At 50.6% G+C, this 15,686-nt stretch carries 14 protein-coding genes; 4 read left to right on the forward strand and 10 right to left on the reverse strand.

Going from position 1 to position 15,686, the window contains the following annotated elements; all coding sequences use genetic code 11:
* Positions 1-2,010 carry a sensor domain-containing phosphodiesterase gene (locus tag KXJ70_RS06700; protein WP_219042649.1) on the forward strand — a complete coding sequence of 670 codons (2,010 nt, stop codon included), beginning with the start codon at positions 1-3 and terminating at the stop codon, positions 2,008-2,010.
* A gap of 50 nt (positions 2,011-2,060) precedes the next feature.
* Here the strand turns inward: KXJ70_RS06700 and serB are convergent, their stop codons facing one another.
* Positions 2,061-3,275, reverse strand: coding sequence for a phosphoserine phosphatase SerB (gene serB, locus KXJ70_RS06705; protein ID WP_219042650.1), 1,215 nt, complete (start codon positions 3,273-3,275; stop codon positions 2,061-2,063).
* A 261-nt stretch (positions 3,276-3,536) separates the two neighbouring features.
* Here serB and KXJ70_RS06710 point away from each other — a divergent pair, with 261 nt between their 5' ends.
* Positions 3,537-4,754: a hypothetical protein gene (locus tag KXJ70_RS06710; RefSeq protein WP_219042651.1), complete on the forward strand. Its 1,218-nt coding sequence runs from the start codon at positions 3,537-3,539 to the stop codon at positions 4,752-4,754.
* A 59-nt stretch (positions 4,755-4,813) separates the two neighbouring features.
* Here the strand turns inward: KXJ70_RS06710 and parC are convergent, their stop codons facing one another.
* Positions 4,814-7,072 carry a DNA topoisomerase IV subunit A gene (gene parC / locus KXJ70_RS06715; RefSeq protein ID WP_219042652.1) on the reverse strand — a complete coding sequence of 753 codons (2,259 nt, stop codon included), beginning with the start codon at positions 7,070-7,072 and terminating at the stop codon, positions 4,814-4,816.
* A gap of 158 nt (positions 7,073-7,230) precedes the next feature.
* Here parC and KXJ70_RS06720 point away from each other — a divergent pair, with 158 nt between their 5' ends.
* Positions 7,231-7,485, forward strand: a complete 255-nt coding sequence (locus KXJ70_RS06720; protein ID WP_219042653.1) for a hypothetical protein — start codon at positions 7,231-7,233, stop codon at positions 7,483-7,485.
* 7 nt (positions 7,486-7,492) lie between these two features.
* On the opposite strand, the gene KXJ70_RS06725 is transcribed toward KXJ70_RS06720, so the two are convergent.
* Positions 7,493-7,675 (reverse strand): hypothetical protein, encoded by a 183-nt coding sequence (locus tag KXJ70_RS06725; RefSeq protein WP_219042654.1) that lies wholly within the window; start codon positions 7,673-7,675, stop codon positions 7,493-7,495.
* A 110-nt stretch (positions 7,676-7,785) separates the two neighbouring features.
* Here KXJ70_RS06725 and KXJ70_RS06730 point away from each other — a divergent pair, with 110 nt between their 5' ends.
* Positions 7,786-8,268 carry an FKBP-type peptidyl-prolyl cis-trans isomerase gene (locus tag KXJ70_RS06730; RefSeq protein ID WP_219042655.1) on the forward strand — a complete coding sequence of 161 codons (483 nt, stop codon included), beginning with the start codon at positions 7,786-7,788 and terminating at the stop codon, positions 8,266-8,268.
* A gap of 15 nt (positions 8,269-8,283) precedes the next feature.
* Here the strand turns inward: KXJ70_RS06730 and KXJ70_RS06735 are convergent, their stop codons facing one another.
* The 7 genes from KXJ70_RS06735 to rbfA form a co-directional block, all read right to left on the reverse strand.
* On the reverse strand, positions 8,284-9,177 hold the full coding sequence (locus tag KXJ70_RS06735; protein ID WP_219042656.1) for an alpha/beta hydrolase: 894 nt from the start codon (positions 9,175-9,177) through the stop codon (positions 8,284-8,286).
* Positions 9,159-11,012 carry an Lnb N-terminal periplasmic domain-containing protein gene (locus KXJ70_RS06740; RefSeq protein ID WP_219042657.1) on the reverse strand — a complete coding sequence of 618 codons (1,854 nt, stop codon included), beginning with the start codon at positions 11,010-11,012 and terminating at the stop codon, positions 9,159-9,161. Before KXJ70_RS06740 ends, KXJ70_RS06735 begins: the two co-directional genes overlap by 19 nt.
* A 56-nt stretch (positions 11,013-11,068) precedes the next feature.
* Positions 11,069-11,551: a DUF3015 domain-containing protein gene (locus KXJ70_RS06745; protein WP_219042658.1), complete on the reverse strand. Its 483-nt coding sequence runs from the start codon at positions 11,549-11,551 to the stop codon at positions 11,069-11,071.
* 170 nt (positions 11,552-11,721) lie between these two features.
* A complete protein-coding gene (pnp, locus tag KXJ70_RS06750) occupies positions 11,722-13,854 on the reverse strand; it encodes a polyribonucleotide nucleotidyltransferase (protein ID WP_219042659.1) in 2,133 nt (710 codons plus the stop codon).
* A 74-nt stretch (positions 13,855-13,928) separates the two neighbouring features.
* The gene (rpsO, locus tag KXJ70_RS06755) at positions 13,929-14,198 is read right to left on the reverse strand and encodes a 30S ribosomal protein S15 (protein ID WP_219042660.1); all 270 of its coding nucleotides are present in this window, start codon (positions 14,196-14,198) and stop codon (positions 13,929-13,931) included.
* A gap of 142 nt (positions 14,199-14,340) precedes the next feature.
* Positions 14,341-15,267 (reverse strand): tRNA pseudouridine(55) synthase TruB, encoded by a 927-nt coding sequence (gene truB, locus KXJ70_RS06760; RefSeq protein WP_219042661.1) that lies wholly within the window; start codon positions 15,265-15,267, stop codon positions 14,341-14,343.
* 5 nt (positions 15,268-15,272) lie between these two features.
* The gene (gene rbfA, locus KXJ70_RS06765; protein ID WP_219042662.1) at positions 15,273-15,659 is read right to left on the reverse strand and encodes a 30S ribosome-binding factor RbfA; all 387 of its coding nucleotides are present in this window, start codon (positions 15,657-15,659) and stop codon (positions 15,273-15,275) included.
* Positions 15,660-15,686: the final 27 nt, after the last annotated feature.

Here is a 15,686-nt window from a genome sequence, read left to right on the forward strand (position 1 = left end):
ATGAGCAGCAGTAACACTGCCATCAATATTCTTTTGTTTTGCCTCGCGGACAGCGACGCCGAACAACTCGTAACACACTGCCGCCGCGGCGGTCGCATCGCCCATACCTTTGGTATTGATACTGGCGAAAAACTCGCTGCAGCTATTTGTGATAGCGATTGGGACGTGCTTATTTTTGATGCCGAGCAATCTCAGCTCGACATCCAACGCTGCTGCCACATTCTGCGCAAATACCACAAAGACATTCCGGTAATTTATGTCGGCGAAGGCGATGCCCTGCAGCCGCCAGACCCCGACGTCGTCGACATGATCAACAAATACAATATGGCCCAGATCGTTAACGCGGCGTTCAAAGCTCAGGCCGCTTTGGGCGTACGCCGCGAACTAGCCGCAACAAAAACCGCATTGTCTGAGGCCGAAGAGCGCAATCAATTACTGCTGAATGATCATCAGGACCCGATTGCCTATATCACCGATGGCATGGTTATTTACGCGAACACGCCGTTTTGTGAGCAGATGGGCTACGACGACCTCGACGGCTTCCCTATCGTCGACCTCATCACCAATAAAGACCAAGAACGCTTTAAAAACGTCCTTAAAAAACAGCAGCAACACAACGAACATCAGCAATTTGAAATTAGCTTTTTTCTGTCTAACCGCAGTGAATTCAAAACCCATATAGTCTGTGATAGCGCCCATTACGAAGGCGAAGACTGCATACAAATTTCAATTGTTAAACCCAGCGACAAAGATAAGTCCAACGGTGTAGATAACACCACGCGCATGAGTAGCAAGCACCAGTTTTTAACTCAGCTACAAGAGTTTATTGAAAACGAGCGCAACAGTAATTCCTCACTAATTTTGATGTCAGTGGACCATTTCAGCAAACTGCGGCACAGCACTAGCCTAATTGACATTGAACTTCTTATTGAAGCGCTTAGTAATCGCGTTCGCGCCAACTTTCCTGCACAGCATTACGGTCGCGTCGCCGACGATATGATCGCCGCCATCGCGCACCACGTCTCCAGTGACACAGCGCTAGAAATGGCGATGGAATTAGTAAAGGCCATCGAGTCTGAAATTTTTGAAGTGCGCAAGCAGTCATTGCAATGCACCGCTAGCATTGCCGTTATGCCAATCAATCACTTAACGCCGCCCAAGGCGTCCCTGCTACTAGATACCGCTTTTGACGGGGCGGAAAAGATCTATCACACAGGTGGCAACAATGCAGAGATTTGTCGCCGAGATCGTCAACAACTCGACCGCAACTCAAGCCCGGACGATGTCATCGCGGAGTCGATGAACAATAACCGCCTGAGCTTACTGTTCCAGCCACTGGTAAACCTTGGCGCATCCAGCGGCGATCATTACGAAGCGACTCTCAATATTAAAGACTGGGTGGAAGGTGAAATTACGGCTGGAGAAATGCTCCGGGCTATTGAGCGTGAACCAGAAAATACCCAGCTAGATCATTGGATCGTGGTTGAGGCCACCAAGCAATTAGCAAAAGAACGGCTCGCTGGCCAAGATCTGAAACTTATCATCAACCTTAGCGGCAACGTTTTCCACGATTCAGAATTTTGCTCGTGGTTAACTGTGGCATTCAAAGCCGCCGGCCTGCCACCCTCGTCGGTAATTTTACAGTTTAGCGAGGAAAGTATTGCGGATGCCTTAAAGCCTGCTTTAGATTTCGCCACCCACTTACAAAAACTAGGCTCCTCTCTGGCGGTAAGAAATTTTGGCCGCGCCAAAAAAGGCAATAAATTCCTGAGCCACATTCGCCCGGCCTTAGTAAAACCTGGCTACCGGGCGGCGGACATGCCCACTGACGAACAGATTCGCGAGATGGTTCACCATGCGAAAACGCTCAACAGCCAGATTGTTATACCGAATGTAAGCAGTGCAGCGACCCTCGCCATGCTTTGGCAATTGGGACCCGACTTCATTCAGGGCAGCTATGTCAATGAGCCCATGCCCAGCATGAACTATGAATTTGCCGCCTTTGGCTAGCGCTGCGGCCCTCTTTTAAGAAGGCCGGAAAAAAGAGTGCAACAGAAACCTTATTTTCCGGTTAAGCGGTCGCTAATTCCGAGCAAATACAAAATCCCGTCCAGGCCAAGAGTAGAAATTGACTGCTTGGCATTTTCGCGAACAATCGGTTTAGCTCTAAAAGCGATCCCCAACCCCGCGATACTGAGCATTGGCAAATCATTTGCGCCATCGCCAACCGCAATAACCTGCTCCATATCCAAGCCTTCGCGCTTGGCTATCTCGCGCAGCAACTCTGCCTTGCGCTTGCCGTCCACCACAATACCCTCTACCTCGCCCGTGACACGACCATCACGTATAACGAGCTCATTGGCATGAACATAATCTATACCCAACTTGCGCTGCAGATAGTGGCCAAAATAGGTAAAGCCGCCGGATAAAATAGCGGTTTTATAGCCGAGCAACTTTAACGTTGAGACCAGATTCTCTGCACCTTCGGTAATTCGCAAGCTCTCTGCAATACCAGCCAGCACTGATTCATCCAGGCCTTTTAACAAGGCCACCCGCGCCTTAAAGCTCTCAGTAAAATCAATTTCGCCACGCATTGCACGCTCGGTAATTTCCGCAACCTGCTCTCCAACACCAGCAGCGATGGCGAGCTCGTCAATCACCTCGGCTTCAATCAGTGTTGAATCCATATCGAAGGCAACCAAGCGGCGGGTGCGGCGAAACATATTGTCTTCTTGATAGGCAATATCGATATCCATCTCGCTGGCTAAATGTAAAAGCTCACGGCGGAAGTCGGTGGCATCGGGTAAGTTACCGCGAACCGACAGCTCGACCGACGCCTTGGATTGCTGGGCAACCCCTTCAAGCGGCACCCGACCCGACAGGCGATCGATCCTATCAATATTTAACGCGTAGCGAGACACGACATCGGTAACACCGGCGATATGTCTTGCCGTAATCTTGCGCGCCAACAGAGTCACAATATGACGCTGCTTGCCCTGACCAGATACCCACTGATTGTAACTCTCTGGGCTAACGGGTAAAAAGCGCACCTGCATCCCCATTTCGTGGGTGCGAAATAATATATCTTTCAAAATACTGGCCGCTTCCGCACCCGCAGGTACTTCCACCAATAAGCCTAAAGACAAGTTATCGTGAATCACAGCCTGGCCGATATCTAAGATATTCACCTGATGATCTGCCAAAATACTGGTTATTGTACTTGTCACGCCGGGCCGATCATCGCCCGCTATGTTGATCAATATAATTTCGTTCACACCACCCCCTGCAGCAATCGGCGTATTGTAGCGGTAGACGTGATTTCACCCAAGCACCACTGCATTAGAATGCACTTATAATTAAAATGTGCGAAAACAACGTACTGATCGCCGGCGCGAAAAGGTCGCGATGATACGACGTACATACGCAATTTAAGCAACGCCAACACCCAAGATGCCGAGCCCAGTAATTAATCCGCGCTTTCCTTGATATACTCCCCCAAATAATAGAAGCCCCGCCTTCCAGATGGACAGTACAACATGCTTAAGCAGCTCCTTAAATTACCACTCTCGGCGAAATGCGGACTGATTACCGCACTGATATGCGCAATTGCAGGTATGACACTGCTACTCACCAGCATGACCGCGAGTAAACAAATCCTTCTTGAAACAACCCATTTAATAGGTCAGCAGTGGACCAATCAGCTGGCCTCGCAAAGCCAACAAGCCCTGCTGCGCAACGACAAAGTGAGTCTGCAAGCCATTTTACAGGACTATATTAATAGCCCCCTCATTGTCTATGGCAGTATCGCCAACTCCCGCGACGAAACCGTGGCAGAAACGGGGCACTGGCGCACAGAAAACCTAAACTACGAAGCGCCGGTTGCCGCCGACGGTCGGCTTGGACTCGTCAAACTGTCCCTTAGCCGCGAACTCATTGGCGATGAGATCCGCGATCTCGGCAAAACGCTGCTTATCCTCACCGGCTTGCTCGCCTGTTTTAGCTACGCCATCATTGCGGTGCCAATGCGCCGTATTGAAGGGTTTTTAGAACTTGCCCGCGCGCGAATGGCGCAACCTCTGCGCAATGATCACAGCGGCTACCCCGGCACCGACAGCCTAGGTAAATTACTAGAAGAAATTCACAACCCACAGATTCGACTTAGCAAGCTCGGTAAAACCCGTTACAAAGATTATTATATTTTGCACTGCCACTGGCAGGCGTTTAGCGCCCTGCAAACACAAATGGCGCCCGCTAGCTTCCGCGAGCATCTGCGCACGAGCTACGCCCGCGGTGAGGCGATTGCCAAGCTATACCACGCCGATATTGTGGTACATCGTCACAACGCGATCAGCCTGCGCTTTTTTGAAGTGGAGGGTACCGATCATCCCCTGTTTCGCGCGCTGTGCTGCGCCGACTTATTTCAAAGCTTAGACAAAGTGTTGCGAAGCCGGGCGGGGATCGCGCATATCCACGGCGAGGGCGACCACTGGGAATGTGCCGCCAAAGAATGCGCTGCCATTGATCAAATGCACACAGCGACAGCAGAGGGCAAGGGCACTTGGCTAGACGACGGTAGTCGCGACAATGAACGCCTAGATGCCTGGGTAGATATTCGCGGCAATCACATTAGCGCAATGAAATCGCCTTACAGTGATTTATTAGAAAGACAGCAAACCCAGCTGAAGAAATTAACCCTGGATGCCTTCAAACAAGATGCCGCCAGAGCGCAGTCCGAAGCGAATCACACTAGCTAAAAAAAACGCGGAGCCAAACTTGGAACCGCGTTTTTTAGCGAACTATGTTTTAACTCAGCTCAGCCCGCAACAATTGTTTGCAGTGCATCCACCTTCTGGAAACCGCGTGGCAACTTGTGTCCACGTCGGCCACGCTCACCTAAATAGTGTTCCAGCTCGGCAAACTTCAAGCTTAAATGACGCTTCCCGGAAATCACTTTTAAGGTATCGCGCTCAGAGAAGATTGCGATGGCGCTCACATACTCCTCGCGATTTGCCACCCGCGCCGACGGGATGCCAATCATTTTATTGCCCTTACCGCGCGGCATAAGCGGCAAATCACCAACGGGGAATATCAGCATACGACCTTCGGTTGTGACCGCCACTACGTGACTAGTCTCCATATCAGCAATCGCAACCGGCGGCAAAACCAATGCACCTTTTGGCAAAATCAGCGCTGCTTTACCGGCTTTGTTTTTACTCTGCAGATCCGACAGTTTTGCGATAAATCCATAGCCCGCGTCAGAAGCCAATAAATAATGCCCCTCGTCACTGCCCATCATCATGCCGGTAAAATTAACACCCGACGGTGGATTAATTCGCCCGGTCAACGGCTCACCCTGACCACGCGCCGACGGCAGGCCGTGAGCGGCCACCGTATAGGTTCTACCGGTACTATCGAGGATAATGACCGGTTGATTAGTTTTGCCCTTAGCGGCTAATTTAAAGCGGTCGCCGGCCTTGTAACTCAAGCTAAGCGGATCAATATCGTGGCCTTTGCCCGATCGAATCCAGCCCATTTCCGACAGCACAACGGTGACGGGTTCGGCTGAGACAATCTCTTCTTCAGAGAAAGCGCGTGCCTCACTGCGTGTAACCAACGGCGAGCGGCGCTCGTCGCCAAACTCCTCGGCAACCGCCAGTAATTCCTTGCGTACCAAACTCTTCATCCGACGTGGAGAGCCCAGGGTCAACTCCAAGCTATCGCGCTCAGTGGCAAGCTCATCCTGCTCACCGCGAATTTTCATTTCTTCAAGTTTTGCCAAGTGGCGTAATTTTAACTCCAGTACCGCCTCGGCCTGCGTATCGGTAATACCGAAGCGCTCCATAAGCACAGGCTTGGGCTGATCCTCTTCGCGAATAATGGCGATCACTTCGTCAATATTTAAAAACGCAATTAACAAGGCATCTAATATATGCAGGCGCTTAAGTACCTTATCCAAACGGTACTCTAAACGTCGACGGGTGGTTGAGGTGCGAATTTCCAACCACTCACCGATGATTTTATCGAGCCCCTTAACCTGCGGTCGGCCGTCCAGGCCGATGACGTTCATATTGACACGATAACTGCGTTCCAAATCGGTGGTCGCAAATAAATGGTTCATCACCGCCTGCTTGTCGACCCGGTTTGATCTGGGAATAACCACCAGACGAGTCGGGTTTTCGTGATCTGATTCATCCCGCAAATCCACCACCATTGGCAGCTTCTTGGCCTGCATCTGCTGGGCAATCTGCTCGAGCACTTTCGATCCAGAGGTCTGATGAGGCAGTGCCGTAATGACGATATCCTCGCCCTCGTCTTGCCACAGCGCCCGCATACGCAGTGAGCCGCGACCACTTTCATACATTTTTCGTAAATCTTCTGGCGGCGTAATAATTTCAGCGTCGGTTGGAAAGTCAGGCCCTTTTACATGCTCACATAACTCGGCAACGCTGGCGTTGGGTGCGTCCAGCAAATGAATACAAGCACTCACTACCTCGCGCAAATTATGCGGCGGAATGTCAGTGGCCATACCGACAGCAATACCAGTGGTGCCATTTAGCAATATATTGGGCACCCGCGCCGGTAAGGTCGCGGGCTCGTCCATTTGACCGTCAAAATTCGGCACCCAGTCAACCGTGCCCTGCCCCAGTTCACTGAGCAAAACCTCTGCGTACTTGGTTAATTTAGACTCGGTATAGCGCATTGCCGCGAAGGATTTAGGATCGTCCGGCGAACCCCAGTTTCCCTGACCGTCGATAAGCGGGTAACGATAGGAGAAGTTCTGCGACATCAACACCATCGCTTCGTACACGGCGCTATCGCCGTGTGGATGGAACTTACCGATAACGTCACCGACGGTGCGCGCAGATTTCTTGTGCTTGGCATTCGATTTAAGCCCAAGTTCGCTCATCGCGTAAATAATACGGCGCTGCACCGGCTTCAGGCCGTCTGCAATATTGGGTAGCGCCCGATCGAGAATGACATACATGGAATAGTCCAAATAAGCCTTCTCGGTATAACTTTTTAAGGGCATTTGCTCGACGCCATCAGCGCCAATCACAATAGTTTCCGACATATTCTCTTATTCAATCCTTATTCATTGCCACTGATCACTTGAGGGAATGGCTACGTACAAGCCACTACGGAACATATAGCACTCTACGGGTAATTACGAAGATTCAATCCTGCTGTGCCGCCCTATACTGACTCCACGTTGATCAGAGGAGATCCGACATGACTGCTCAAAAAGTAGTAAGCCTATCAGAATATCGTCAAGATACGCAGCAAATGCATATAGACGACGTTAGCGCTCAGGCCTTCTTGTTTCTACAAGAGCAAGCTCAAGAACTTGATCTCCCCATGCGCAAATTGCTGAAAGAGCATTTACTAGGCATTGCCTGCGTTGTCAAAGCCGTTGAAGGTGTCGACGAAGCGCAAAACTGGCTCGCACTGATTAGCGACGAAATCAGCACTGGCGAACGCCACTAAGCTCCCCCTAATGTGCGGTGATCTTCTTTTCACCGCAGCGCTCACACACATACACTGTAACTAGCTTTCCCAGCTTCACATCAAACTGCTTAGCCTTATCGACCCGCCACTTGTGAAAGCCTTCGCGACACAGCGTATTAGGCGTTTTACCCTGCGGCAACTTACGTTTAAAGGGCAATACATCGCCCATAGCCACTCTCCCTTAGATTCACTACAACGCTCTACCACTGCGTGGATTTCGCGATTACTATACGCGCCTTGAGATAGCTGCGCGATAACTGAACGCAACGAGGGAGCATCATGGAAATTAGCCGCAATAAAGTCGTGTCATTTCACTATGAATTACGCAACGGTGACGGCACCGTATTGGAAGATAACTTTAATGACACGCCGTCGCTGTATATGCACGGAGCCGACAACATCATAAGTGGCCTAGAAAAAGCCATGGCCGGCCACACGGTAGGAGATGAGTTTGAAGTCTTACTCGCGGCTAAAGATGCCTACGGTGAAATTGAACCCAATAAATCCGAACGTATTCCCGCCAAGTATTTGAAGCACGAAGGTAAAATTAAAGTTGGTCAGGCCGTGCGCTTTAACACCGACAAGGGTATGCGCAATGCCACGGTGCTAAAAGTCGGTAAGTTTTCAGTCGACGTTGACCTCAACCACCCCTTGGCAGGCCAAAGCTTGAGCTTCAAAATTCGTATCAAAGATATTCGCGACGCCACCGACGAAGAAATTCGCCATCGTCACGCCCACGGTGAAGGTGGCCACCAACACTAATAAGCAAAGTGTTTATTACTGTTTTCGCGACGCTCGCCATCGTTCGGCGGCATCGCGAATAAATCCCGCTACCAGATCGCGATTCTCGGTCCGAGAAAAGGTTTGGATATGGCCACCCTCATAGCTAATTAGCGTTTTCGGCTGCCTTGCAGCGGCAAGCAATCTTTCAGCGTGGCGATACGGCACCACCGGATCGTCCCGGCCGTGAATCAGCAACAGTGGCAGCGGTGAAATAGCAGAAATTTCGTCGAGTAAATTCTCTCCTTCGGGCATCGCCCATGCGGCGAGACACTGGAAAGGCCAGGTAAGCCAATTCGACGCCGCAACTTTCTTAGCGATATCAGCGTAGCCGGTAAAACCCGCATCCAGAATTACCCCCGCTAGCGCGGGATACTGTCGCCCGTTACGTGCCACCGCAACACCGGCGAGACTCGCACCAATACTCTGCCCCAATACCACAATTGGCGTATCTGCCAGCGCTTGCTGCGCAGAGAGGTGTTGCAGCGCAGCAAGAATATCCATCTGCGCACCTCGAACACTGGCTTCGCCAGAAGACTGACCATAGCCGCGGTAGTCTATAAGCAACACATTAATACCTCGCGCGGGCAACCAATAGACACTGGCTAAATGAGTACTTATATTTTCAGCATTGCCGTGGGCAAATAAAACGGTGGCCTCAACTTTACCTTCCGCGGGCAACCACCAGGCACTCACCGTGCCGCCGTCGGCTGTTGTAATTCTGACATCCACATACGCCAAGCCAACATCGGCTGGGCTGCGAACAAGTTGTTGCTGCGGGAAAAATAGCAAGCTCTCGCACGCGCTAAGCATGAATACAAAAATTAAAACGAGCACTCGCAAAAAGGACATTCCACGCGCAACTGAGGCCATTAAAAATACCGCCGCCATGACAATTCCAATGCCGCGGATTCGCCCGCAAATTCTTTGCGATAATCCACGCTAGCCCGTATCGCCTGATTAGTGCTCAAAGCCAGGTTAGTGCTTAGCGACATACTCTGACGCACGCCTTTGCCAACATCTCGGCCACCACCAAAGTCCAAATATTGGACACTCAATTCACTTGCCCAGCGATCGCCCTGCCAAAGTAGTCCCGCGCTGACTTTGGGTGCTATACGCAAACGGGTTTCGGCATCGTCATTGTGTTCCAGGCGTGCGCCGGGAATCACATACGCTATACCGCTCAAAAATTGGCGACTGACGCCCGCACCACCACTCACTCTAGCGACCAGGCTTTGTTCTGGTGACCCGTCCAAGCGCTCAAGTCCCGCCGCCACCTGCCAGCTAAGCGGCGCAAAAAATTCGTTGCGAGGGGCAAGAGAACGGATCGCCACTGGGTCGAAACGCTGAAGTCGCAGTGTATCTTCCTGCCAACGGACTTTTAATTGCCCCATCATCAGCGTCGCACCTGGAGGGTATCCGGAAACCACATCTAATGCATCGTGATAACTAATTCGCCACTCCATATCGGCATATTGCTGATGTTTGCGCGTCCCGCCAGCCACACCGAACATTGACGTCGAATGACCTAAGTCTGGCCGCCTAGGTGTGCTCGGCTGCGGTGCTGACTGCACACCATAAGACTGAATTTGACTTAGCAATTTAAGGCTGCGACGTGCCTGCTCTGGCGTGCGCTGCTCGCGATTGCTGCTGTAGCGCAAATATCGGTAGGCCGCCACTACGAGCTGTTGACGCACAGCTACGCTAAAATTTAAAAAAGCGGGCTGCTCCAGCACCTGCTCATTGGCAGCCAACTGCAATACCAGTTTGCGCTGCTCCCCATCCAAACCGGCCAATACCGCTTCTAACTCTCTGCGCTTTGACGGCCGATAATTTGGCGCTTCCGTCAAGCCACTTTCCACCACCGCTCTCACGGTATCTACTGGCATCGCGGCGTAAGCGAATTGTGATGTTAGATCCAAACCGGGTAGGGCAACTTCTAGCAGCTCAAGCAAACGGAAAGAACAATTCTCATCGAAGAAATAGTAATCAAAATTAATATTGCGCAGCTCCCAAGTATGAGCCAACAACAAATCTATTTGAGCGGCACTCAAAGACAGCGGGTATTCCCAGATATCCCTGTTTTCTAAACGACTGTATTCTTGAATTTTTTCGTAATAGGGCTGCATGCTAAATAAACCTGGATAGCCGCCTAAAATTCCTCTGTAGGCGTATAACATGCCGTTTTCATCTGGGGGGATACTTGCCGCAAAATTCAAGGCATACGACAGGAATGCACTCTCGCTGCGCTCTCCCGCCGGATCTAAACGCAGAAAAGTGTGGCCGTACATGGATGAGGGACTATTTAAATAGCTTGCCGCCAAGACCAAAACCACGCGCTCAATATCTATTTTGTCGCGCCATTCATTGTATTCACCACAATCGCTAAGCAAGCCTGCCGGTACAAGGTGCTGGCTGTACAACCACAAATATCTTGCTGGAAAGCGGCAGGCGGTTTCAGTCGGTTTTGCCGCGAATGCAGCCAGGCTTGCGTCAAATTCAGCTTTGCGGTTTTGGTCGCCATCCTCCGCCAGAAAAAACCGCCGATCATCTATATAACTCTTCGTGACTTCTTTAAAAAGTGGCGTTTGCCGCGGGAAATGTAATAGGGCTCGCCACGACGGGCTTTCCGCCAATGGCAACTCAGACGCGTCTGCATACTGCGAAAATGCAGGCAATGATAAACTCAATAACAGTGTCTGCACTGTTATACGGAATAGGGGCATTCTGACTCTCGATAAAAAACGGCCCCGAAGGGCCGCTAGAAACCTTATAAAAAGATTTACGAAACGTATTTAGACAAACGCTGGTCGTCTTTCATAATGGCGAAAATAGACGCCATTACTGCATCTGCCTGCACATCAGCAGACGGGAACAGACTATTAAAGTTGTTATGCAGGCTCTCTTTAAACGCCGGACGGTCTTCAGCGCTGATACCCAGCGATACCGCAACAGCCGTTAAAGCCTCGCCATCACCACGAGCAACATCTTCAGAAAATTCGTCCATGATGGCGCCAACATTAACCATCTTCTTGCCACCGTAGGTCAGCTGACCATCAGCTGAGCAGCCATTTGTACCGGAGGTCATACCGAAGGTATTGTTACCTGATGTGCCATTTGTAATCGAAGCTACAAGGTGCGACGGCAAGCCAGACTGCCCCGCAAATAACATATTGCCCCAACCACAATTAGGGCCACCAGGTGCAACTGCAAAAGATGCGCTAGAGCATGCCAAAAAAGCGGAAGTGATAAATAATTTTCTCATAGTTATTCCCTCGTGGAATTTATAATGTAAAAACTGCACCAAGAGATTAGCACAGCTTTGTCTGCTGTCTACGACCTAATTTCAATATTATCAAAGATCTATAAATCATCTTTTCGATACGCAAAAAAAAGCCCCGCTGAGCGGGGCTTTTTCGCAAAAGGATTTACGCCTTACTCAGCGCTTTGTCCACTCGCCTCGTCAACAACTTCTTTACTGTCAGCAACAGCTTCTTTGATAGACAGCTTGATACGACCGCGGGCATCAACATCCAGCACTTTAACCTGAACATCTTGGCCTTCTTTCAGGTAATCGCTCACGCTCTCTACACGCTCGTCAGAGATCTGAGAGATGTGCACAAGACCGTCTTTACCCGGAAGAATTGTGACGAAGGCGCCAAAGTCTACGATACGAGCAACTTTACCCGTGTAGATTGCGCCGACTTCCGCTTCAGCAGTGATAGCTAAAATACGGTTTACTGCATCATCGCGTGATGCTGCATCAGAACCGTATACGCGAACTGTACCGTCGTCTTCGATATCGATTTGCGCACCGGTTTCTTCGCACATACTGCGAATAGTTGCGCCGCCTTTACCGATAATGTCGCGAATTTTGTCAGAATCGACTTTCATCACGTGCATGCTTGGCGCGTTATCAGAAACACCGCTACGTGACGTAGCAAGAACTTGATTCATTTGGCCAAGAATGTGCAAACGAGCTTGCTGTGCCTGCTCAAGGGCGACTTCCATGATCTTCTGGGTAATACCCTCGATCTTGATGTCCATCTGCAGAGCAGTAATACCATCAGCAGTACCCGCTACTTTAAAGTCCATATCGCCAAGGTGATCTTCATCGCCAAGGATGTCGGTTAGAACAGCAAAGCGCTCGCCTTCCTTAACCAGACCCATCGCGATACCGGCAACTGGTGCTTTTAACGGTACGCCAGCATCCATCAATGACAGGCTGCCTACACAGACAGAGGCCATTGAGCTTGAACCGTTTGATTCGGTAATTTCCGATACCACACGAATGGTATATGGGAATTCTTCAGCAGTTGGCAGAACTGCTTCCAAGCTGCGGCGCGCCAAACGGCCGTGACCAATTTCACGACGACCGGTGCTACCCATACGACCACACTCACCTACTGAATAGGGAGGGAAATTGTAGTGCAGCATGAAGTTATCTTTAAACTCGCCCGCCAAGGCATCAACAAACTGCGCATCACGGGTAGTACCCAATGTCGCAACGCCGATAGCCTGGGTTTCACCGCGGGTAAACAACGCAGAACCATGAGCCTTGCCAAGTACGCCAACTTCAACATTAATTGGACGAACAGTGCGGCCATCGCGGCCATCAATACGTGGTTCGCCATTTAAAATACGCTGACGAACAATTTGCTTTTCTAACTTAGCAAATACACCGCGAACATCATCGGCGCTGTATTGTGCATCGTCGCCAGTAGCCAATTCAGCGATAGCTTGATTGCGCAACTCGCCAACTTTAGCGTAGCGTTCCATTTTATCTGTAACGCGATAGGCGTCGCCCAAGCCCGCTTTGTAACCGCCGGCTACAGCGCCTAATAATGCCGTATTTTCTTCAGCTGGCTGCCAATCCCAAGCTGGCTTACCCGTTTCAGCGGCCAACTCTTTGATCGCTTGCACGGCTGCTTGCATCTCTTGGTGTGCGTACAGTACCGCACCCAACATTTGGTCTTCAGTTAGTTGCTGTGCCTCTGACTCAACCATTAATACGGCGTCTTGAGTTCCAGCAACAACCATGTCCAACAAGCTAGCGTTTAACTGCTCATAGCTTGGGTTGAGAATGTAACCATCTTCAGCGGTAAAGCCAACGCGCGCCGCACCCACTGGCCCAGCAAAGGGAACACCAGAAATAGCTAATGCCGCAGAGGTACCAATTAATGCGGCGATATCTGGGTCATTTGCTTTGTCTGCAGACATAACCGTACAGATAACCTGTACTTCATTCTGGAAGCCTTTAGGAAACAGCGGGCGAATTGGGCGGTCGATCAGACGAGAGGTTAATGTCTCTTTTTCTGATGGACGCGCTTCGCGCTTGAAGAAACCACCAGGAATCTTACCAACAGCGTAAGTACGCTCTTGGTAGTGAACTGATAGCGGGAAAAAGTCTTGACCAGGCTTAGCAGATTTTGCTGCTACAACCGTACACAAAACCTGAGTGTTATCGATAGTAACCAGTACCGCACCAGTAGCTTGTCTGGCAATTCGGCCGGTCTCCAGGGTGACAGTCTGGCTGCCCCACTGGAATGTTTTAGTAACGGGATTCACGGAGTAATTCCTCCCAAATATGGGTTATATAAAGTAATAAGGGGGCCACCAAGGCCCCCTCACTTATTCTTGTTTTAGCGACGCAGACCGAGACGTTTGATCAATTTAACGTAACGCTCTTGGTCTTTACGTTTCAGATAATCCAGCAATTTACGACGCTGGTTTACCATACGAATCAAACCACGACGTGAGTGGTGATCCTTTTTGTGGCCTTCAAAGTGGCCTTGTAGTTTATTGATGTTAATGGTCAACAACGCGACCTGTACTTCTGGTGAACCAGTATCGCCTTCGGCAGTCTGGTAGTCCTTAACAACATCAGCTTTCTCAATAGCAGATAATGCCATCTTCTTTTTCCTCATTACGAATATGCGTTTATAAATCGAGCCTGACCGTGCATATTTACAGTCAGGTTCGGAAGGAGAGACCGTTTGCCAACACCTTCATTTCTGTTTGCCGAACTAGCGGCACAAATTCAGCCGCGCATTATCACACAGTTGAGAGCAAACGACGAGGTGTAACACGCCCATCGTCTAAAATTTCACCAATTCCGAGGAATTTTTGCTCCTCACTTAGCAATACTACCATACCGGAGGTAGGTGCAGCGGCGACTTGAACCGGCTGCCCCTGCATCAAGTAGTGGGCGGCGGTTTCACCCAAACTCAGCTGTGGAATATGCCCCAGGGCATCAGTTATCGGTAATAACAGCGCATCTAGGCCATCGAAGTCCTCGGCATCTCGCAGCGCTTGTAGAGCCTCTATCGATACCGATTGCGCCTCCATAAACGGACCCGCCTGCAGACGCCGCAAGATGGCGACGTGGCCGCCACATCCAATCGCCGCCCCCAGATCTTCAGCCAATGAGCGAATATAGGTACCTTTACTGCACCTGACGCGCACGACCGCACGCGCTAGAGGGCCAGGGGTAAACGACTCCAATTCAAACTCGCGAATCGTCACCGGTCGCGCAGGACGCTCAACAGTAATGCCCTTGCGGGCCAGCTCATAAAGGGGCTTGCCTTCGCGCTTAAGTGCCGAATACATCGGTGGCACCTGCAGGATATCACCGCGCAATTTTGCTATTTGGGTTTCTAGTTCTGCGGCGGTGAGATTGGAGGCGTCAACGTCGGCTAAAATTGCACCTTCAGCATCGCCGGTATCCGTTTTTTGGCCAAAGATGAAGTGACTGCGATACTCTTTATCGGCATCCAGTAAATACTGGGAGAATTTTGTCGCCTCGCCAAAGCAGACAGGCAGTACGCCGGTCGCCAAAGGATCTAGCGCCCCGGTATGCCCTGCTTTGCTGGCATTATAGATAGCGCGAGCGGTAACCATCGCACCATTAGAAGATTTACCTGGCGGCTTGTCCAATACCAAAATGCCGTCAACTGACCGGCCTTTACGACGCCTCGCCAAACCAGCTATTCCCCGTCTTCATCCGTGTGACGGCTGCGATCAGCTTCAACTGCATCTTGAATAAGCTTGCTGATATGCTGACCGCGATTAACGCTGGTATCGTAATAAAATCGCAGTTGCGGTGTGGTGCGAGCGTTGTTGATTTTAGCAACCTGGCTGCGCAAAAAGCCCGCCGCCTTGTTTAACACCGCCAAAGATTCTTTCGCCTCTTCAGCCGTGTTTTTACCCATCACGGTAACGTAAATTTTGGCATGACTGAGGTCGCGACTGACCTGAGCGTCGATGACACTGACCATGCCAAGACGCGGATCCCTAAGCTCTTTCTGGATAAAACTACCCAGCTCGCGCTTTAAAAAGTCAGCGATCCGCGCTGTACGGCTAAACTCTTTCAATTGACTCGCTACTCCGCAACGTCAGCC

The organism is Zhongshania aquimaris, assembly GCF_019312595.1.
GTDB lineage: Bacteria > Pseudomonadota > Gammaproteobacteria > Pseudomonadales > Spongiibacteraceae > Spongiibacter > Spongiibacter aquimaris.